This is a genomic window from Candidatus Amarobacter glycogenicus (assembly GCF_016704105.1).
In the GTDB taxonomy this organism is placed as follows: domain Bacteria; phylum Chloroflexota; class Dehalococcoidia; order Tepidiformales; family Tepidiformaceae; genus Amarobacter; species Amarobacter glycogenicus.
Genome location: NZ_JADJAT010000020.1, coordinates 151,581 through 171,076, shown reverse-complemented (window position 1 = coordinate 171,076; position 19,496 = coordinate 151,581). Strand labels below are relative to the sequence as shown.

The 19,496-nt window shown below is 66.5% G+C and carries 17 protein-coding genes; 11 read left to right on the top strand and 6 right to left on the bottom strand.

Annotation, left to right across the window (positions count from 1 at the left end; translation table 11 throughout):
- A complete protein-coding gene (locus IPG14_RS15160) occupies positions 1-1,425 on the bottom strand; it encodes an MBOAT family O-acyltransferase (RefSeq protein WP_343392375.1) in 1,425 nt (474 codons plus the stop codon).
- 191 nt (positions 1,426-1,616) lie between these two features.
- On the opposite strand from IPG14_RS15160, the gene IPG14_RS15155 reads away from it, so the two are divergent.
- From IPG14_RS15155 to IPG14_RS15135, 5 genes are all read left to right on the top strand, one after another.
- Positions 1,617-2,180, top strand: a complete 564-nt coding sequence (locus tag IPG14_RS15155) for a hypothetical protein (RefSeq protein WP_343392374.1) — start codon at positions 1,617-1,619, stop codon at positions 2,178-2,180.
- Positions 2,159-2,368, top strand: a complete 210-nt coding sequence (locus IPG14_RS15150; RefSeq protein ID WP_343386375.1) for a hypothetical protein — start codon at positions 2,159-2,161, stop codon at positions 2,366-2,368. The genes IPG14_RS15155 and IPG14_RS15150 overlap by 22 nt, the downstream gene beginning before the upstream one ends.
- A 69-nt stretch (positions 2,369-2,437) precedes the next feature.
- A complete protein-coding gene (locus IPG14_RS15145) occupies positions 2,438-4,750 on the top strand; it encodes a PAS domain S-box protein (protein WP_343392373.1) in 2,313 nt (770 codons plus the stop codon).
- A gap of 158 nt (positions 4,751-4,908) precedes the next feature.
- Positions 4,909-6,318 (top strand): AAA family ATPase, encoded by a 1,410-nt coding sequence (locus IPG14_RS15140; RefSeq protein WP_343392372.1) that lies wholly within the window; start codon positions 4,909-4,911, stop codon positions 6,316-6,318.
- A gap of 9 nt (positions 6,319-6,327) precedes the next feature.
- On the top strand, positions 6,328-7,020 hold the full coding sequence (locus IPG14_RS15135; protein WP_343392371.1) for a DUF429 domain-containing protein: 693 nt from the start codon (positions 6,328-6,330) through the stop codon (positions 7,018-7,020).
- 1 nt (position 7,021) lies between these two features.
- On the opposite strand, the gene IPG14_RS15130 is transcribed toward IPG14_RS15135, so the two are convergent.
- On the bottom strand, positions 7,022-7,441 hold the full coding sequence (locus tag IPG14_RS15130) for a hypothetical protein (RefSeq protein WP_343386371.1): 420 nt from the start codon (positions 7,439-7,441) through the stop codon (positions 7,022-7,024).
- A gap of 138 nt (positions 7,442-7,579) precedes the next feature.
- Here IPG14_RS15130 and IPG14_RS15125 point away from each other — a divergent pair, with 138 nt between their 5' ends.
- From IPG14_RS15125 to IPG14_RS15110, 4 genes are all read left to right on the top strand, one after another.
- Entirely contained in the window at positions 7,580-8,338 is a 759-nt protein-coding gene (locus IPG14_RS15125; protein WP_343386370.1) for a tyrosine-protein phosphatase, read from the top strand.
- Between the two features lie 119 nt (positions 8,339-8,457).
- On the top strand, positions 8,458-10,710 hold the full coding sequence (locus IPG14_RS15120; protein WP_343392370.1) for a PAS domain S-box protein: 2,253 nt from the start codon (positions 8,458-8,460) through the stop codon (positions 10,708-10,710).
- 109 nt (positions 10,711-10,819) lie between these two features.
- Positions 10,820-11,551 (top strand): ABC transporter ATP-binding protein, encoded by a 732-nt coding sequence (locus tag IPG14_RS15115; protein WP_343392369.1) that lies wholly within the window; start codon positions 10,820-10,822, stop codon positions 11,549-11,551.
- Complete coding sequence (locus IPG14_RS15110) at positions 11,548-13,905, top strand: FtsX-like permease family protein (RefSeq protein WP_343392368.1); 2,358 nt, start codon at positions 11,548-11,550, stop codon at positions 13,903-13,905. The genes IPG14_RS15115 and IPG14_RS15110 overlap by 4 nt, the downstream gene beginning before the upstream one ends.
- 29 nt (positions 13,906-13,934) lie before the next feature.
- On the opposite strand, the gene IPG14_RS15105 is transcribed toward IPG14_RS15110, so the two are convergent.
- The 4 genes from IPG14_RS15105 to IPG14_RS15090 form a co-directional block, all read right to left on the bottom strand.
- A complete protein-coding gene (locus IPG14_RS15105) occupies positions 13,935-16,058 on the bottom strand; it encodes a CoA transferase (protein WP_343392367.1) in 2,124 nt (707 codons plus the stop codon).
- The gene (locus tag IPG14_RS15100) at positions 16,055-16,894 is read right to left on the bottom strand and encodes an enoyl-CoA hydratase-related protein (protein ID WP_343392366.1); all 840 of its coding nucleotides are present in this window, start codon (positions 16,892-16,894) and stop codon (positions 16,055-16,057) included. Before IPG14_RS15100 ends, IPG14_RS15105 begins: the two co-directional genes overlap by 4 nt.
- Before the next feature lie 103 nt (positions 16,895-16,997).
- Positions 16,998-17,300 carry a hypothetical protein gene (locus tag IPG14_RS15095; protein WP_343386363.1) on the bottom strand — a complete coding sequence of 101 codons (303 nt, stop codon included), beginning with the start codon at positions 17,298-17,300 and terminating at the stop codon, positions 16,998-17,000.
- A 30-nt stretch (positions 17,301-17,330) separates the two neighbouring features.
- Complete coding sequence (locus IPG14_RS15090; protein WP_343392365.1) at positions 17,331-17,789, bottom strand: pyridoxamine 5'-phosphate oxidase family protein; 459 nt, start codon at positions 17,787-17,789, stop codon at positions 17,331-17,333.
- 102 nt (positions 17,790-17,891) lie between these two features.
- Here IPG14_RS15090 and IPG14_RS15085 point away from each other — a divergent pair, with 102 nt between their 5' ends.
- Positions 17,892-18,749 carry an SDR family NAD(P)-dependent oxidoreductase gene (locus IPG14_RS15085; RefSeq protein ID WP_343392364.1) on the top strand — a complete coding sequence of 286 codons (858 nt, stop codon included), beginning with the start codon at positions 17,892-17,894 and terminating at the stop codon, positions 18,747-18,749.
- A gap of 8 nt (positions 18,750-18,757) precedes the next feature.
- A complete protein-coding gene (locus tag IPG14_RS15080) occupies positions 18,758-19,486 on the top strand; it encodes a hypothetical protein (RefSeq protein WP_343387226.1) in 729 nt (242 codons plus the stop codon).
- Positions 19,487-19,496: the final 10 nt, after the last annotated feature.

Below are 19,496 nucleotides of genomic sequence, written 5' to 3'. Positions count from 1 at the left end.
TCAGAACTGGAAGTAGATGAAGGGCGAGACGCCCTCCGGGCCGAGTATGTCGATCGCGACCAGCGCCACCGCCAGCGTAGCCGCCTGGGCCGCCGGCGCCAGCCGCGAGAAAGAGATCCGCAAGCTTCCGGAAAGCCGGTCCGGCAGGAACTGAGAGGCAATGCTGCCGGCGATGACGATCAACAACAACGGGCTCAACGTGCCTGCGCCGTCCCAGGCCGTGAGGACGCGCCACAACATCTCCCATGCCGTCCCGAAGGTCTCCGCGCGGAAGAATATCCAGGCGAGACAGACAACGTGGAACGTGATCAGCCACTGCCAGACCACGGCAAAGCGGCCCAGCCTTCCCTCGTAGCGTTCGCGCAGCTCGCGCTCGATGACGAGCCCGAAGCCGTGGATGGCCCCCCAGGCGACGAACGTCAACGCCGCCCCATGCCAGAGCCCGCCGAAGATCATCGTGAGCGCCAGGTTGCGGTAGATGAACGCCTTCGTCCCCCGGTTGCCACCAAGCGGGATGTAGAGGTAGTCCCGAAGCCAGCGCGAGAGCGTCATGTGCCAGCGCCGCCAGAAGTCCTGCAGCGAAAGCGCCCGGTACGGCTGGTCGAAGTTCTGGGGGAACTTCACCCCGAGCAGCAAGGCGCAGCCGATCGCAATATCGGTGTAGCCGGAAAAGTCCGCGAAGATCTGGATGGCGTAGGCATAGACCCCCACCAGGATCTCCAGCGATCCGTACTGCCCCGGAGCCGCGAAAACGGGGTCGGCTATCTCGTTCGCCAGGTAGCTCGAAATCACGACCTTCTTGAACAGCCCGAAGACGATCAATTGAAAGGCCGGTACGGCCAGCACCAGCCGTTCGCCCAGGGGTTCCCGGATCTGCGGTGCGAATTCCGTGACCCGCACAATCGGCCCCGCGACGAGGTGCGGGAAGAACGAAAGGTAGAGCGAGAAGTCGAGCGGCGACATCGGTTCTTCGATGTCGTTCCGAGCGATGTCCACCAGGTAGCTGATCGCGTGGAATGTGAAGAACGAGATCGCCACCGGCAGCGTGATCTGGCGAAGGGGGATGACTTCACCCGCGCCCACCAGTCCGAAGAGGTCGTTGATCTCCTCCGCGAAGAAGCCGTAGTACTTGAAGTACCCCAGCGTCGCCAGGTTTAGCGCCACTCCGAAGGCCAGGAGTGCCCGCCCGGGCGCGTTCAGCCGGCCGTCGACATCCTTCATCCTCGAGAGGTCGTGCCCGATCGCCCAGTTCGCCGCCGTCGACCCAACCAGGAGCAGCACGAAGGCGGGTTCCCAGAATCCGTAGAAGAACCAGCTCGCCGCCACGAGGAAGACGCGCCACCAGAGGTGGTACGGCCGGATCGTCCAGGCGATCGCGAAGACCACGACGAAGAAGATGGCGAAATCGACCGTCGGAAAGAGCATCCGCGTCTATTACAACGTCGTGCGCACCTAGGGGCTCGAAAACCCGGTTGGCAGACACTCGACGGCTCGTGTCCGCCAACCCGTGACGCCGTGCCAACGCCCTGCCCCCCTGCGGCCACCCCACCCCCCCCCCCCCCCCCCCCCCCCGCATCGCCGCAGCCGACGCCACCGACGGCGCTTTCGTCTTCCCAATGTCCGACGCCTACGTCGATGACTACAGCCACATCCTCAGCTTCGAGCGCTTCGACGAGCGCCGGCCCAACTGGCACCGCGCCGTCGGCCCGGACCGCTACGCCGATACGTTCCTCCACGAGCTCGGCAGCGTCGTCGCCGACGAGCCTTGGACCAGCGACCCCGTGCTCGCCATCACCCGCGACCTCAGCGCCGACGACGACAGCAAGGCGACTGCCGCCGCCGAACGCGGCTTTCATCGCCGCTTCGCTGTCCAGCCGCGCGCCCAGCTCGTCACCCCCCTGCAATCCGCCATCGAGCTCTACGATGTCCTCTTTGTCGCCATCGTGCCGTCGCTCCCCGATGAGACCTACCCGTGGGCTTCGCTCAACAACTTCTACCGCGTCATAGGCCGAGGCGTCGACTTCCGTCGCGGCCCCGCCACCGGCGCGCCCGTCTACAACTCCGTGCTCGACCTCGGCTTCGCCGGTCCGACTCAACCCCGACGCGGTCCCGGACAACCCCCCCGGCCGCCGCAGCCCCCCCTTACTACCAAGGTTCGATGGCCACACTCAGAGCCCTGATCGTCAGCTTCGACTCTGGCACATGGATAGCCACCGTCCGCCTGGACGGCTCCCCCGCCCAGACCGTCGACGTCCCCACCAACCGCGCCATCGCCGCCGCCGATATGACCGCCGGAAGCCGCGCCATCGTCGATACCGGCGACCACAACCACCCCGCCGACGCCGTCGTCACCGCCGTCTGGACGTGATCTCCACCCGCCGAATTTCTTAGGGAGATCCCGCCTGTGCGAGACGCCCGTGCGGGGCACAATACGCGGATGGACCCGGATGACCCGGGCGCGCTCCTTCGCGCGCTGGTGCACAACAGTTTCGATGTCATCACCGTCTCGAACGGCGAAGGGATCCTTCAGTACGTCTCACCGAGCGTGGAGCGCGTCCTTGGTTACCGTCCCGCCTCTGTCGTGGGGAAAAGCATCCTCTCGTTCGTCCACCCGGATGATGCCTCCCACGTGGGGGAGTCCTTCGCGCGGGCCGTTGCAACACCCGGCGTGCGAGACCCCACGGTCCTCCGCGCGCGTCACGCCGATGGCACATGGCGCGTCATGGAGGCGGCGTCCAACAACCTGCTGGCAGACCCCTCCGTGTCGGGGATAGTCCACAACATGCGCGATGTCACGGTGAGAGCGGAAGCTGAAGCGGCGGTGCACCAGAGTGAGCAGAAGTTCCGGTCCTACGTGGACCAGGCGACGGACCTCATCTGGACGCTCAGCCCCGATGCCCGTTTCACCTCCGTCAACGCCGCCACCTGCGAAGCCGTCGGCTACGAGCCGCATGAATTGATCGGGCGCTCCGCCTTCGACCTCGTGGCACCGGAAGATCAGCTCTACGTTGCCAGCCGGTTCGCCGAAATACTCGCGGGGAACACGATCGACCGGCTCGACGTCCAGGTAGTGACACGCCCGGGCGACCGGATCTGGCTGGAGATTCGCGGGCGCGGTTACCACGACGGCGACCGGATTTTCGAGATCCTTCAGATCGCGCGCGATGTAACCGAACGCCGGAGGAGCGAGGAGGCCATCAGGGAGAGCGAAGGCCTCTACCGTGCGATCCTCAATTCCTCTCCCGATGCCGTCGTGGTTACCGATATGCAGGGGCACATCCAGATGTCGTCTCCCGCGGGGCTGAAGATGTTCGGGCACCCGGCCCTCGATGAACTGATTGGCCGGTCGATATTCGAGTTCATCACCCCCGAGGACCATGACCGCGCCCGCGCCAACATCGCAGGGATCGCAGTCCGCGGCACCGATTGGTCCAACCGCCATCCGGACGAGTACGACGGGGTCCGAGCCGACGGCGCAATCTTCAAGGTCGAAGTCATGGGGGAATTCCTCCGTGATGCAGCGGGACAGCCCAGGGGCATGGTCTTCGATGTCCGGGACATCAGTGAGCGGAAGGAGGCCGAAGCAGAACGCTCCCGCCTCGAGGCCCAGCTTGCCCAGGCCCAGAAGATGGAAGCTATCGGCCAGCTCGCCGGAGGCGTCGCCCACGACTTCAACAACATGCTCGGCGTCATCCTTGCCTCCGCCGAGCTCGCCCTTCAATCGCTCGATACATCCAGTCCCGCCCAGGACGAGATCGCGGAGATCATCCGCGCGGCCCGGCGGTCGGCCGATCTCACGCGCCAGCTCCTTGCCTTTGCCCGCAAGCAGCTCATCTCGCCGGCCTACCTGGACCTGAACGAAGCAGTGCCGCCGATGATGAAAATGCTCGGCCGCCTGATCCGTGCCGATACGCAGCTCTCCTGGAATCCCGCCTCGCAGCCCTGTCCCGTTTACGTCGACGCAGGCCAGGTGGACCAGATACTGGCAAACCTCGTCGTGAACGCTCGCGATGCCCTCGCCGGCGCCGGCGCCATCGCGGTTTCCGCGGAGGTTGTCGAGGTTACGGGTCCGGATGCGACAACGATCGGCGAAGCCGCCCCCGGCACGTACGTTGTCCTCTCCGTCAGCGACGATGGCCCCGGGATGTCCGAAGCGATCCGCACCCGTGCCTTCGAGCCGTTCTTCACAACGAAACCGCTGGGCGAAGGCACCGGCCTTGGCCTCGCAACGGTGTACGGCATCGCCCAGCAGAACCACGGTTTTGTCTCGCTCAAAACCCGTCCCGGCGCGGGCACCCGTGTCAGTGTCTACCTGCCCATCCACCCGATCCCGCCGGCCTCCGCCACTTCCACCCCCGACGAGGCGGAGGGTGCGGCGCCGGGCGAAACGATCCTCCTCGTCGAGGACGAGCCGGCCCTTCTCCGCCTGACCGCCAGGCTCCTCGGCAGCCTGGGCTATACCGTCCTCACAGCCGAATCACCGGAGGCGGCCATCCGTCTCGTGCAGGAAACGCGTTCGAACATTGACCTCATGGTGAGCGACATGATGATGCCCGGGATGAACGGGCTGGACCTCCTGGCGCACCTGCAAGATCTGCGCCCGGCAATGCGGTGCCTCTTCGTCTCCGGCTATTCGGCCGAGGCCGTCGGAGGCGGCGGTGCGCTCCCACCGTTCGTGCTCCTTCAGAAGCCGTACACGCGCGAGGCGCTGGCCGCGAAGGTCCGCGAAGTGCTGGCTCAGCAGCGATAGCCCGCGACCTGGCGCCCTCGCTGGCCGTTTTTTTGCCTCACATGAATTAATTCTCACGTTCGCCCTCTTCTCCACGCCCCAACCGATCGAATGTAAACGTGTCAGGCTGTTCGCCGTCCCGGGGCGGCCGGCCGTGGATCGCGGGGAGACAGCGGCAAATGGAACCACGCCCGAGCGTCGCGCTCATCGACAACGCCGAAGCCCGGCGGGATCTGCTTTCAGGACTCCTGACCGGCGCCGGGCACGAGATCACGGTCAACGGCCCTCACGGAATTGCCGCCATTTCCGCCCTCGCCAAGGCCGCCGTGCGATTGGTCTTCGTCTCCTTCGAAGAGCCCCTGCCTCGCGCCATCCAGACGGTGGAAGAAGTCGCCAGCGCAGCCCCGGATGCCGTCATCGTTGGCTTCGCCGACGAAGCGGACACGCACGCCTACCGCAAGGCCATCGCCGCGGGCGCGAAGTACCTGATCGATACGCCCGTTTCCGAAAGCGAGATGCGCGCCGTCATCGACGCCGTCCTGCCGGCCGCGCCGCACACCCCTCTGCGAGACTCCGGCAGCGTTGTGGTTGTTGCGGGCCAGAAGGGCGGCATCGGCAAGACCACCATTTCGGTCAATCTCGCGAGCAGCCTCGCCCACGAAAACCGCGGTTCCGTGCTGCTCATCGACCTGGACCCGGATTTCGGCGACGCCGGCATCCTCATGGACCTCAACACCAACATCTCCACCTCGCGCGCCTCACGCGACCAGGCCGAGTTCGAGTTCGAGACGTTCAAGAGGAACCTCTCGATGCACGACTCCGGCGTCTTCCTGCTCGGCGCCCCCCAGAGCTTCGCCGAACGGCTGCCGGCCGCGCCGGCCGATATCGAGAGCCTCATCGCCTTCGCGTCCCGGGCGTTCGACTACGTGCTCATCGACACACCGTGCGTCCTGAACGACACGGTGATGGCGGCGCTCAACATCGCCGATGTCACCCTCGTAACCACCACCCTGGAATTCGCCAGCCTGCGCAACACCACGCTGATGCTGCGCGAGATGGAGCACGAAGGCGTAAGCCCCGCGCGCACCGTCGTCGTCGCGAACCACATCGACCCTGTCGCCGGGTTCTCCACCGGCGATGCCGCCGAAATCCTCGAACGTGAGTCCATCTGGGAAGTCCCCTATGACCGCTCCATGCCCCGTTCGACCCAGCTCGGCGCCCCGCTCACCGTCAGCCATCCGAAGTCTGCGGCGAGCAAGAGCCTGCGCGCCCTCGCCAGCCGTCTTGGCCATGACCCGGCACAGATCGACCGCCGGATCGCGGTGCGCGGCGTTTCCCTCGCTCCTCCTGATGTGCGCCTGCGGCTGGCCTCGATCGTCCGGCGCGACGACGAAGCATCGATGCCCACCCCCGCGCCCCCGGAGGAAGCCGTCTACGTCTTCAGCGCCGGTAAGCGCGCCACCGCCTATCACCTGGAGGCGTGTGCCGTCGGCCGGCGGCTCGCGGGCTCCTCGACGGCGCCCCGGGCCGCACTCCCCGGGAACTTGCGGCCCTGCCGCGTCTGCCTCGGAGATTCTGCCGCAGCGTAGACTCCGCGCGTGACGGTCGTTGGCGGCGATGGCTGCAAGGCTGGCTGGGTCGCCGCGGTGGTCGAGCCCTCCACGCCGGCAATCTCGTTCGCTGTCTTCTCCACCTTCGCGGCGCTCTTACGCGCGCTGGGAGACGCTGCCGCGATCGCCATCGACATCCCGATCGGGCTTCACGACGGGACACGGGAGTGCGACGTCCTCGCACGGAAGTTCATCGGCCCCCGTTCAGCGAGCGTCTTCCCGGCCCCCTGCCGCGCCGTACTCGCCTGTCCCGATTACGCCTCTGCGCGCACTGTCTCAATTGCGACGACCGGGAAGAGCCTCTCCGCGCAGGCGTTCGCCATCACTCCGAAGATCCGCGAAGTCGATACGGCCATGTCACCGGGCCTGCAGGAGCGGGTGCGCGAGGCGCATCCGGAGGCGTGTTTCACGGCAATCCATGGAACGCCGATGCAGTTCTCGAAGCGGACGCCCGCAGGCTTCGAAGAGCGGCGGGCAGCACTCGAAGCCGCCCTCCCCGGGCTCGCCCTGCCTGCTCTGGCGGAGGCGTCGCGCCTCTTCCGTGGCACGGCAGCAGACGACGTCCTCGATGCCGCCGCCCTTGCGTGGTCGGCCCGTCGATTGGCCGACGGTACATGTGTCAGCCTGCCCGCGACCCCGTCCGTGGATGCAAGAGGCCTCCGGATGGAGGTGATCTATTGAGCTACGCCTGCGCCTCCAGTGCCTCCTCGTCACTTTCGAATGCGAACGCCACCAGTTCCCCGTCGTCCCACTTCTCGCCGGTCTCCCGGACGCCGCGTCCTGGCGTCTCATCGGACCCGTAGAGCAGTGCGAACACCTGGTCGTACGAACCGACGCGGGGGTCGTCGTCGAGTCGGGCCTCGACATGCACCAGCGGGATCTCCTCTTCGGGGATGACCAGGAAGGCCTGGGGCGCCTCATGCCGCCGTTGTTCCAGGATGGCCTTCCCGATGGCCTCGCCTTCGGGATCCCGGTAGAGCCCTTCGATGAGGTCGGTGTCTTCGTGGTCGAACGGCCGTGCGAAGGTCGCCCGGTACGCGATCCGCCGGTGCCGCCGATCCCCGGTCATGAACGGGTCGGGTCTCGTAGCTTCCGTGGTCATGGTTGGCCTCCAGGTGGTCTCACCATCAACAGGTTCCCTCGCCCGGCGCTGGACGGGAACGACCCTTCGTCCGCACTTCCCCGCCCGAACGGGTAAGCAACACTGCAACGCTAACGTCCACGCATTATCCTCAGGCAAATGACAACTCCCTCCACTCTCCGCGAGCCCGAAGGCATCCACAACTTCCGCGAAGTCGGCCCCTACCGCCTCTCCGGCGGCGGCGCCATCCGCGGAGAGCGCATCTACCGCTCCGGCGCACTCGAACAGATGACCGCGGCCGATGCCGCCTGGCTCGCCGAGGAACTCGGCCTCCGCACCGTGCTGGACTTACGCCACGGCGACGAGATCGCCCTGCGCCATGGTCCCCATCCCCTCGAGGACCGCGTCTTCCTCAACTCCATCTTCCCGGACCATGTCCGCCAGGAAGACCTCATCGCCGAGCTCAATGGCCTCTACGGCGCGGGTATCTCGCCCGGCCGGTACATGCACTACCTCGAGATCGGGGGAGACAAGCTTGCGCGCGCCTTCGAGCTGTTTGCCGAAGAAGAGAACTACCCGTTCCTCGTGCATTGCACCGCGGGCAAGGATCGGACCGGTGTCCTCATCGGCATGATCATGGACGTGCTCGGCGCGTCTCCCGAAGACATCGCTCATGAATACGGCCTCAGCGACCTCAGCATCGATCGCCTCCTTGCTTACCTCCGCTCCAGCGGTCGCGACCTCCAGGGGACCGACGAGGAAATCCGGGCTCGCCTTGCCACGCCCCCGGAAAAGATGGCGGGGTTCATCGAGCTCCTTCACGAGAAGTACGGGAGCTCCGAGGCCTTCTTCCTCTCGCAGGGCGTCTCCGCCGAGAAGATCGAGCGGGTTCGCGGGCTCCTGACTGCCCGGGCCTGAACGGCTGCGGGGCCGCCTGGTAGTCCCTCGCAGCCCGAGAGTGGGGATTTCCCCGAGCGATACGTATCGCGATTATTCGCTATGCTTCCGTCTCGGCCGACGGCGGCTCCAGGAAGCGCATGAGCAATGACGCAACCGGCTCCGGAACCCAGTTGGAACGTGCCACCCGAGCGCGGACCTTTCCTGTCGGCATTTTCCGGGCGGACATGCAGGGGCGATGCGTCGGGGTGAACCCCCGCTGGTGTGAACTCTCGGGCCTCACGGAAGGGGAATCCCTCGGGTATGGGTGGATTCGTGCAGTCCATCCCGACGATCGCGAACGCGTCGCCGGCGAGCAGGCGAAGAGCATGCGCGACGAGCAGAACCTCGACGTCGAATTCCGCATCCTCCGCCCCGACGGCCGGAGCATCTGGGTGATAGCCCAGGCAGTGCCCGCCCTGGACGACGACGGCCGCGTGATTGGCGCCGTCGGTACCGTCACCGAAGTCGATGCCCGGGTCCGCGCCGAGGAGGCACTGCGCGAGAGCGAAGAGCGATTCCGCAATCTCGTTGAACTCTCGCCCGACCTCATTGCCATCCATCGAGGCGGACTGGTGCAGTACGTGAACCCCGCCGGAATGCTGATGATGCGCGCCGCCGAACAGTCCGACCTCGTCGGCCACAACATTCTCGACTTCGTCCTCCCCGGCCACCAGGAGGTGGCCAACGAACGCATGAACCTGGTCCGCCAGGGCCAGCCGGTTGCTTCGGTCGAGATGGAGATCCGGCGCTGCGATGGAGAAGTCATCTGGATAGAGACCATAGCCAGCGCAACCAGCTGGCAAGGCGAAGCCGCCGTCCAGATGGTCGCGCGCGACGTCACCGAGCGTCGCAAAGCCTCCGAAGCCTACCGCGTCGTCGTCGAAACGGTCCCGGACCCGATGTGGATCATGGACCGCGGCCTCGACGGCGAGTGGCGATGCACGTTCGTGAACTCCTCCTATTTGAGACAGACCGGCATGGTGGCCGAACAGGTGCTTGACCTCACGTTCGACCAGCTGGTCGCCGCGGGGACCCTCGCCGGCGAGGCAGCGGACCGCTCGATCGGCCGCTATAACGAGGTGGCGTCTACCGGCCATCCCCACGAATACGAGACCCAGGTCGTCTGGAACGGCCTCGCCGCCCATGCGATTACGAACATGACCCCGGTCATCGATGAGGCGGGCAGGAGCAGCCGGATTATCTGCCTGAGCCGCGACATCAGCCGTTCGCGGGCACGTGAACGCGCACTAGCCGAATCCGAGGCCAACTACCGTGCCGTCGTCGAGGGCACTTCAGACGCCGTCTGGGTCATGGACCGCGAAGAAGACGGCGCCTACCGCGTGCGCATGGCGAACCCCCGCACCCAGGCACTCCTCGGGATCGACCTCTCGAAGATGACCGGCAAGACCCTCCACGAGTTCCTCACCGCCCGCGCCGCCGACGCCGCCCTGGAGCGCTACCGCCAGGCAGAGGCCACTGGCGAAGCGATCGAGTACGAGAACGTCGTCGACCGTCCGGGTCTCCGCACGGAGGTCGTCACCCACCTCACCCCGTTGTTCGATGAAAGCGGCCGTTGCTACCGCATCATCGGTTCGGCACGCGATGTCACGGACCGCCGGCGGGCTGAAGCGGCCCTCCTCCAGGCGCAGAAGCTCGAAAGTCTCGGAGTCCTTGCCGGCGGCATCGCGCACGACTTCAACAACCTGCTGACCACCATCCTCGGGAACCTCTACCTCATGAAGAAGGAACTCCCGGAGGGGAGCCCGCTGGTCGACTACACCACCGATTCGAAAGTCGCTGCCGAACGCGGAGCCGACCTCGTCCGCCGTCTACTCGGTTTCAGCCGGCCCGGCCTGGAATCCCACGACCTGCTCTCCCTGGAAGACCTCTTCAAGGAAACCGCCAGCCTGGTCCAGCGCACCCTCGGGCCCGAAGTGGAACTCCGGTTCGAGCGGGGGACCGAAGACGAAGGAGTGGTCGGCGACTTCGGGTCGCTCCAACAGGTGCTGGTGAACCTCTTCCTGAACGCGGGCGATGCGATGCCGGACGGCGGCACCATCCACGTGACCCGCACTATTCGCGAAATCGCGCCGGAGGCCGTCTGGCAACAGCGCGGTCTGGGGCCCGGGCGCTACCACGAGATCGTCGTCGCTGACACAGGCCTTGGCATGTCCCGTGACGTACTCCAGCGCATCTTCGACCCCTTCTTCACGACGAAAGGCGTCGGCAAGGGCACGGGTCTGGGCCTCTCCACCTCCCTCAGCATTGTCCGGGCCCACGGCGGCTGGCTCGAAGCCGAAAGTGAAGAAGGTCACGGAAGCGTGTTCCGCATGCTCCTGCCGGCGCCGTAACCCGGAAGGCTGATGCCTGAAGGTAGGCCCCGGGCTCACTCCTTTGGGCGATTCCGCGCTCCGAACGGAAAGATACGGTAAGCGCGATTCGTCACAAGGATGTGTTGCCATGCAGGCTACCCTCTCTGCACCACCGAAGTCCCTCTCCACCACTGCTCCCCTGATCACCCTGGCGGGCGTCGAGAAGGTGTACCGAACCGGCCGCCTTTCGTTCCCCGCCCTCCGTGGCATCGACCTTGCGATCGAGCCCGGCGAAATGGTCTCCGTCGTCGGACCCTCCGGCAGCGGCAAATCCACCATCCTCAACATCGTCACCGGCATCGACAGGCCCACCGCTGGCACGGTCTCCGTCGACGGCCAGCGCATCGATACCATGAGCGAGGAGAAACTCGCCGCCTGGCGCGGGAAGCGCGTGGGCATCGTTTTCCAGTTCTTCCAGCTCCTCCCCACCCTCACGGCGCTCGAAAACGCCGTCCTCCCCATGGATTTCGCCCGTCTCCATAGCGGTCGCGAGCGAGCCGAGCGCGGCCGCCGGCATCTCGGTCTGGTTGGCCTCGGCGACAAGCTCGAACACCTTCCCTCCGAACTCTCCGGCGGCGAACAACAGCGCGTCGCCATCGCCCGCGCTCTCGCCTGTGACCCGGTCCTTCTGGTTTGCGACGAGCCCACCGGCAACCTCGACTCCGAGAGCGCCGAGATGGTCCTCTCCCTGCTGGACCGGCTGAACCGCGATGGGATGACGATCGTCTACGTCACCCACGACCGGGGCCTCGCCGAACGTGCATCGCGCTCCATCAGCATCCGCGACGGCCGGATCGAGAGCGATCGGCGCCTCCGATGAGCACACTCACCCGCAAGTCCTGGCAAGACATCCGCCGCCGCTGGGCCCGGTCGCTCTTCACCGTCGCCACCATCGCCAGCGCCGTCGCCGGCCTTGGACTCTTCGCCCTCCCCTTCCTGATGGATAGCGCCATGGCCGACCGAATCGACCAGGACCGCCTCCACGACATCCGGCTCTTCACGGACGACCTCGTCCTCACTCCCGACGAAGCCGCCGGCCTCCGGGCCGTCCCCGGCGTGGAAGCCATCGACTTCCGCACCACCTACCAGACGCGCCTCCGGATCGGGGATCGCCGCGAAGACGTGCTCCTCGTCGGCGTCGAGGATTTCGCCCGCCAGGCCGTCAACGTCGTCCAGTTGGAGCAAGGAGCCTTGCCCGCCGAAGGCGAGGGACTCACCGACCCGCAGAACCGCCGCAGCGGGCGCCTCCGCGCGGGCGCCGGCGAGACCCTGCAGGTGGAAGACGCCAACGGCGGGCTGCACCCGCTCAGGATCACCGGCGCGGGCCGCACCCTCGAGTTCTCCCAGATCGCCACAGATGAAGAGGTCGTCCTCTACGTACCTCAGGCCACAGTGAACGCGCTCGCGGGCGCAGGCGGATTCAACTCGATCGACATCCGCCTTCGCGACCCGGAGAGCGCCGGGCCTGCCACGCTGGCGCTCCAGGAGTGGCTCACGCAACACCACCCGGAGGTCGTGTTCACCAACCTCCCGGATTCGCGCCCCACGGGCACGTGGCCCGGAGAGGAAGTCTTCAACAACTTCGCCACGCTGTTCTACGTCGGCGGCGTGCTCGCTCTCGTCTCAGCCGTCGCCCTCATTTCGAACACCATGACAACGATGGTCGCAGAGCAGCGCCGCGAGATCGCGATCATGAAGGCCATTGGCGGACGACGACGCCAGGTTGCACTCTCGTTCCTCCGCACCGCGGTCATGCTCGCGGTTGCCGGATCTCTCCTCGGCGCCCTCGTCGGCATCCCCTTCAGCAACTGGCTGGCGGGCGTCATCGGCGGCGAGTTCCTCGGTATTGCCCCGGGTTGGGGGATCGCCTGGCCGATTGTCATTGGCAGCTTCGCCGTCGGGCTCGTCGGGACCACCCTGGCCTCCATCCCCGCGCTGCTTCGCGGCACGGCGATTCCCGTCCGCGAAGGTCTCCAGGCCACGACCGCCGCGTCCGGCGATGGCATCAGCCGCGTCCTTCGCCACGTGCCACTGCCGACCACGGCCGGCATCGGTCTTCGCAACATCGCCCGCCGAAAGGCCCGCGCCGCCGGCACCGCGATCCAGGTCGGACTCGCCGTGGGCGTTGCCCTGGGCCTTCTCGCGCTCGGTGTCACCGTCAGTTCGGTGACTGCCGATACGTGGGACACCATGGATTGGGACCTCGTCGTCTCGCAGAACTCCAACGTCCCGCTCGACGACCGCGCCGGAGGGATCATCCAGGGCATCGATGGCGTCGAGAAATCCCATCCGCTCCTCTATAACGACCTTCGCGTCGACGGTGTGCAGTACGAGTCCTGGGGCATCCCCGCCGACGGCTCGCTCTACACCCCGAACATCGAGTCCGGCCGCTGGCTGCGGCCCGAAGACGGCGAAAGTCGCGCCGCCGTCGCCGTCATCGGCCGTGCCCTGGCTGCCACGTCCGGGCTCAAGGTGGGGGATATCCTCCTCGCCGAGAGCGCTCGCGGGCCCGTGGAGCTTGAAATCGTCGGAATCGACGGCGTGCTCATGAACAACGCGACCACCATCTTCATCCCCCTCTCCACCTTCCAGGAGCTGCTCGGCCGCACCGACACCAACGCCTTCTGGGTGGCATCCAGGAGCCGGGACGAGGCCGCGATCGATTCACTGGCGGCCCGGGCCGAAGACACCCTTGGCGCAGCCGGGTACCCGGTTTCCAACGAGATCCACTACGTCGAAAAGGCCGCCAACCTCGCCGCGAACAACACTCTCACTGGTGTGCTCGCCGTCATCGGCGTGCCGATTGTCGCTATCGGGCTCATCGGCCTCGTCAACCTCATGACCATGAACGTCATCGAACGCACGCGGGAGATCGGCGTGCTTCGCTCGCTCGGCGCACGTTCCCGCGACATCCAGGGCATCTTCCGCTCCGAGGCGCTCTCCGTCGCCGTCCTGGGCTGGCTGCTGGCCGTGCCGCTCGGCTGGATCATCGGCCGGATACTCGTCGAAGTCGTCACCTCGGTGTTCCACTTCGGCTCAGTACCCTACAGCTTCCCGGCCTCCTATCCGCCGCTCGCCCTCCTGCCGACGCTGGCACTGTCCTGGCTTGCCATCCTCGCCCCCCTGCGGCGAGCCTCAAGCCTTCGCCCTGGGGACGCCCTCCGCTACGAGTGACACCCGGGTGGGTCGCACCGCCGTCCGGGTCAGTCTCCCTGCCACCCGGACGGTGGGCCTTCTCCGGTCAACCCCTCCGCCTCCAGCCGGTCGATCGTCCGTTCGTCCAGGCCCAGCAACTCCCGCAGCACACGCCGGCTGTCCTGTCCGTGCCCGGGCGTGCCCCAGCGCACGGACCCGGGCGTCCGGTGGAGCAGCGGCGAGACGCCCGCCATCGTCTGCCGGCCGATGTCCACCTGTTCCACGTCCACGAAGAAACCGCGCGCAGCAAGGTGCTCACAGCCGGCGACCTCCGCTATCGACCGGACGGCCTCGGTCAGGCCCCCGGCGGATGCCACCCACTGGCCGGAGGCGCCCTGTTCGACCCGGGCATCGCCCCCGGCCGGCGCGCGGTTGCCCGCCGGCGTCTCCCACCACTCGTGCGCATGGAACGGCGCCGTCATCGAAAGCATCGATTCGTGTTGGGAAATCTCCATGTGGCTTCCCGCTCCCGTCCTCGCCTTTCGCCGCAGTGCCGCCAGCACAGCAGCCGCTCCGTGCAGCCCCGCTACTGCATCGGGATACATCAGTCCCGAAGTCTGGGGCAATCCGCCCGGCTCCCCGAGCAGCGCGCTGTTGCCCGACATTGGCTCGATCGTCCCGCCGATCGCCGGGTAGTCGCTGTATGGGCCATCGAGCCCGTACCCGGGCATCGAAAGCAGGATGATGTCCTCTTTCTCCTGCCGTAGCCGTTCGTATTCCAGCCCGAAGTTCGGCAGCACGCGGGGAGTGAAGTTCTCCGCCACGACATCGGATTGACGTACCAGTGCGAGGAACAACTCCCGGCACTCCGGGTTGGAGAGGTCCAGGGTGATGTCCATCTTGTTCCGGTTCACGCTGTTCGCGAGCCACATCCGGTTGTACGGGCGCTCGCCGGGACCGTCGCTGGGGTAGGCCTGGATCCCCCGTTCGCCGCGGAATCCGCCCCGCCAGGGGTCTGGCCGCGTGCGCGACTCGATCTTGATCACCTTTGCCCCGAGGTCTGCCAACAGCTGCGTCGCGTACGAACCTGCCCAGGCCTGCGTCAGGTCGGTGACCACGATGTGCTCGAGCGGCAACGCGGGCCGGCGGGACTTCGCCGCTCCCCGGAAGGGCGCCGGAGCCAGAGCCGGCATCAGCTCTGGCTTGAGGCGTTCCCCGCGTGTGCGGATCGGCACCCGGGGGATCGGTGTCGCGTCCGCGCCCACTCGGACGAAGGCGTCCCGGGCGGCCAGGTGTTCGTCGGCGAGCAGGTCCCTGGGCGCCGCCACCATCCCGACCACCACCCGCATCGGCGAAAGCAGGTCGAACAGTTCCTTCCGCGTCCGAGACAGGAGGTGGGGCTCCAGGACATCGCGCATGGCCGCGGCGTGCTTCCGGCGGCTGAGTTCGCTGGCGAAACGCTCGTCGCCGGCTTCCAGGCGCACATCGAGCACCGTGACGATCGTCTCCCAGGCCTTGTTCGCCGTGATGTAGAGGCTCATCCAGCCATCTGCGCACTGGAAGAGCATGTCTGTCCCGCGTTGGCGCTGTTGCGGGCCGCGCCCGGTGTAGCTCCATTCGACTATCGCCGGCGCCAGCACGTTAACCATCGCCTCCAGGCACGAAGACTCGACCAGCTGGCCCAACCCCGACTGCTCCCGCTCCTCCAGCGCAGCCAGCGCGCCGATGAATCCCATAAGCGCACCAACCATTTCCGCCTGCTGGCCGGGCTCCCTGAGTGGCATACCGTCCGCGTACCCGTTGATCCCGGCCATTCCCGAAAGTGCGGAGATGATCAGGTCCGGCGCCTCCCGCCCGGCCCACGGTCCGGATAGCCCGAACGGTGTCACCGAAACAGCGATGAGGGCCGGGTGGCCGGCTGCGGCAGCGCGCGGCGCCACTCCGTCCGGCGCATCCGTGATGAGAACGTCGGCCCTCCCCAACCACGCCGCGAAACCGGCATCCGGCTCGCTCACGACCTCCTTGCCCGCATCCAGCCAGAGGCCTTCCCTGCCTCCGCTCTCACTGTCCGGCCGCGCCATCCGCACGACGTGTGCGCCGAGTTCCGCGAACAGCCGGCCGCAGTACCGGCCACGGACGTGCTCCGTCAGCTCCAGGACAAAGATCCCTTCGAGCGCCGGACGCACCGTCACAGCTTCCGGGCGCCCCGGGGGATGCCCCCTTCGAGGAGCTCCATGGCGCGCTGCACGCCGCCGAGCCGGCGGGGACCGGGTCGTTCGCCACCAGCGGGCGGGAACGACTTCTGCGGCATGGAACTCAACTGGTAGACGTTGAACGCTGCCTCGACGGTGTGGCTGAAGCCCTTCGCGTCTTCCATGTTGTTCACGCTGAACTTCACCATTCGCAGGAAGAACGAGTCATTGGCCGCCACGCGCTCCGCGAACGCAAGCGTCTCGCGTTCCAGGTCCGCTGCCGGGTACAACCGGTTCACGAACCCCAGGTCCAGCGCCTCCGCGGCCGGCATGAACCGCGACTCGTAGAGCAACTCTTTCGCTTTGCGAGGGCCAATGTCCCATGGGAGCGGGAAGTATTGCGTGTGGTTCGGCAGGAACATCGCGTTATCCGCGGCGAACACCAGGTCCATGCTGGAAGCGAACATGAATCCACCGAAGATGCAGTATCCCTGCACCATCGCGATCGTCGGCTTCGGCACGTTCCGCCAGCGCATGGTGGCCGCCACGAACATCTCCCACGAACGGGCATACCGTCCCCCGAGGTTGTCCGGCAGGCCGCCTCGCGCCTCGCGGTCCGCAATCTCTTCCGGCGTCCCCAGGTCATGCCCCGCGGAGAAGTGGTCCCCCTGCCCGGAAAGGACGATGACCTTCACCGTGTCGTCTTCCGTGGCTGCGATGAACGCGCGGTCCATCTCTTCGATCATCACGCGGCTCTGGGCGTTCCGGTATTTCGGCCGGTTGAGGATGATGCGGGCGACAGGCCCGGGCTCGTAGATGATGTGCTTGAACGTCACGGGAGCATCCTTCTGCTCGAAGTCGGCGCCGCGATAGTACAGCAGCCGAAGGCGGCAAGCCGCCTCCCTGGAGACTCCGCCCGCGAGGAGGGCCTGGGAGACGTTAGGCGCGGCGGCGGATGCGCTGTGGACGGCTGCCCGGAACCCGTTCCAGCAGCCCTTTCTGTTCAAGGTCCAGCTTTACGCTCGTCACGTACCAGCGCACAGAGCGTCCTTCGAACAGCTCCCGGGGGAGAAGGGGCTCGACCACGGCGTCCAGTCCCACGTAGGGGATTCCGCTTTCGTCGGCGGGCACCGATGCGAGCAGGGCGGTGCTCATCGCTTCGTAATGCGCCGCCGAAATGCGGGTCTTGGAGGCGCCGCCTTTGTTCACGTTCTCCATCTGCACGGTCGTAGTCCTGGCCATTCAACTCCCTCAGCGGCTATTCAGGCTTCGTCAGTCCTCGAGCAGGACGGGCCTGTCGAGTAGGACGCCGGATTTCCGGGTTGGTGTGACTTCGTAGACGGCCCGGCCCGCCTCGGAAAAGAGTAGTTCGGTCGCCTCCCTGCCTCTCCGGGCCCAGTTCGACCTCGGGTGAATCGCGCATACGCGATCCCAATAGTCGTACATCGCGTGCCGGAGCAAAACGGGGTTGTCCAGGTGTGCAACGACGGACCCTTCGACGGATACGAAGGAACCGGGTTCGTTGTCGTTGATGATGGTGACGACGCATCTCGGATCCCTGGCGATTGTTCGCCCCTTCACGCGGCTGGCAACCGTCGAGAACAGTGGAGAGTCTCCGTGGCGGGCGATCCCGACCATCGACGAGGCGGGCCTGCCGTCCCGGCGCACTGTGGCGACAATCCCCGTCATGCTGCGGGAGATGAATCCATCTTGCTCTGGCGTACCGATCATGGTCGGGGATTCCACCATACGAGGAGGGCAATAGCAATCCTCGCCCGGCGGGGCCGAACCACCTGTAAACTCCCCTCCCATCACCGGAGGAGCCACGCCACGATGAAGGACTTCAAAGACAAGGTCGCCGTCGTCACCGGCGCGGCGAGCGGCATGGGCCTCGCCTTTGCGCACAAGTTCGCCGAAGAGGGCATGAGCGTCGTCCTCGCCGATATCGAAGCCGAGGCGCTCTCGATGGCGGAGGCAGCCGTGAAAGCCCACGGAGGCAAAGTCGCTGCGTTGCGCACCAACGTCATCGTCCAGGATGACATCGAACGCCTCGCCGATGCCGCCTTCAACACCTTCGGCAACGTCCACATCCTCTGCAACAACGCCGGCGTCATCGCATCGGCCGCCACGTTCCGCTCCCGCCCGTGGGAAACGCCCCTGGGCGACTGGGAGTGGACCTGGGGTGTGAACTTCATGGGCGTCCTTCACGGCATCCGCTCCTTCGTCCCGCGCATGCTGGAGAACGGCGAAGAGGGCCACATCGTGAACACCGCCTCGATGGCCGGGTTGCTCGCCGGGGCGGACCCCTACACCATCTCCAAACACTCCGTCGTCTCCCTCACCGAGGGTATCTACAAGGAGTTCAAGGGCATGGGCGCGAAACTCTCCGCCTCCGTCCTCTGCCCCGGGCTCATCAAAACCGCCATCCTCGAAGCAGAACGCAACCGCCCTCCCGAATTCGGCCCGGCCACCGCGGCGGCCGAGCTGCGGCCGGAAGTCCAGCAGTTCTCGGCGTTCTTCAAGGCCGCGCTCGACCAGGGCATAGACCCGGAGCAGGTCGCCCAGCTGGTGTTCGAAGCGATCCGCGACGACCAGTTCTACATCTTCCCGGCCCAGCCCAACATCCTCGAGTCGGTCCACGTCCGCCTGAACGACATCCTGAACCAGCGCAACCCTACGCTGGGCCCCTGAGCGAGCTCGTGCGCATCCTGGTCCTCGGGAACAGCGACACCCGCGGCGACTTCGCTGCAGGCGCGACATGGCCGGAAGTGGCCCGTGCGTCCTTGTCTGCAAACGGCGATGATGTCGTGCTTCAGGAAGTTCGCTTCTCCGCGCTCACCCCCACTGCCGCTGAGTACGCGCGCCGGAAGGTTGCAGAGTTCGAACCGGACATCGTCGTCGTTCCCCTGGGAACCTTCGCCTTCAGCGTCGGCTTCACATGGGTGCGCGTGCAAAGGCTGTTCGGCCAGCGTATCGCAGACAGGTACCGCCGGGCGGAGGAGGCGTTCGATACCCACACGCGGCCAGCTGGTCAGGCTCCGGGCCGCCTCAACAATGCCGCGCGGCGCATCACCCGGCGCATCATCGGCGCCCGGCCGCTCACCACTCGCGACTCACTCGTCGAAAGCTATCGCCACTTACTCCAGGTCCTCGCGCAACCGGAAGGGCTTGACGTTCTCCTCGTCGCCTACCCGCCCGAAGAGGGCAGACTCGTGAAGGTCCGCAACCTCCCGGAAGAACGGGAGCGACTGCTGTGCGAGATCCAATCGATCGCCAGCCGCCACCACTTCCGCTTGCTCGATACGGCGCCGGTCCTGGCGGGGGCGCCTGGCCTCGACCCGCTCATCACGCCCGATGGCTTCCACCTTCGGAGAGGCGGCCACCACCTGGTGGGGGAAGCCGTCGCCCTCGCTCTCAGGGAGCGGTAAGGGGAGCCGG

Coding starts and splice junctions, on each gene's coding strand:
- IPG14_RS15160 (WP_343392375.1), bottom strand. CDS start 1,425: ATGCTCTTTCCGACGGTCGATTTCGCCATCTTCTTCGTCGTGGTCTTC.
- IPG14_RS15155 (WP_343392374.1), top strand. CDS start 1,617: ATGTCCGACGCCTACGTCGATGACTACAGCCACATCCTCAGCTTCGAG.
- IPG14_RS15150 (WP_343386375.1), top strand. CDS start 2,159: ATGGCCACACTCAGAGCCCTGATCGTCAGCTTCGACTCTGGCACATGG.
- IPG14_RS15145 (WP_343392373.1), top strand. CDS start 2,438: ATGGACCCGGATGACCCGGGCGCGCTCCTTCGCGCGCTGGTGCACAAC.
- IPG14_RS15140 (WP_343392372.1), top strand. CDS start 4,909: ATGGAACCACGCCCGAGCGTCGCGCTCATCGACAACGCCGAAGCCCGG.
- IPG14_RS15130 (WP_343386371.1), bottom strand. CDS start 7,441: ATGACCACGGAAGCTACGAGACCCGACCCGTTCATGACCGGGGATCGG.
- IPG14_RS15125 (WP_343386370.1), top strand. CDS start 7,580: ATGACAACTCCCTCCACTCTCCGCGAGCCCGAAGGCATCCACAACTTC.
- IPG14_RS15120 (WP_343392370.1), top strand. CDS start 8,458: ATGAGCAATGACGCAACCGGCTCCGGAACCCAGTTGGAACGTGCCACC.
- IPG14_RS15115 (WP_343392369.1), top strand. CDS start 10,820: ATGCAGGCTACCCTCTCTGCACCACCGAAGTCCCTCTCCACCACTGCT.
- IPG14_RS15110 (WP_343392368.1), top strand. CDS start 11,548: ATGAGCACACTCACCCGCAAGTCCTGGCAAGACATCCGCCGCCGCTGG.
- IPG14_RS15095 (WP_343386363.1), bottom strand. CDS start 17,300: ATGGCCAGGACTACGACCGTGCAGATGGAGAACGTGAACAAAGGCGGC.
- IPG14_RS15090 (WP_343392365.1), bottom strand. CDS start 17,789: ATGATCGGTACGCCAGAGCAAGATGGATTCATCTCCCGCAGCATGACG.
- IPG14_RS15085 (WP_343392364.1), top strand. CDS start 17,892: ATGAAGGACTTCAAAGACAAGGTCGCCGTCGTCACCGGCGCGGCGAGC.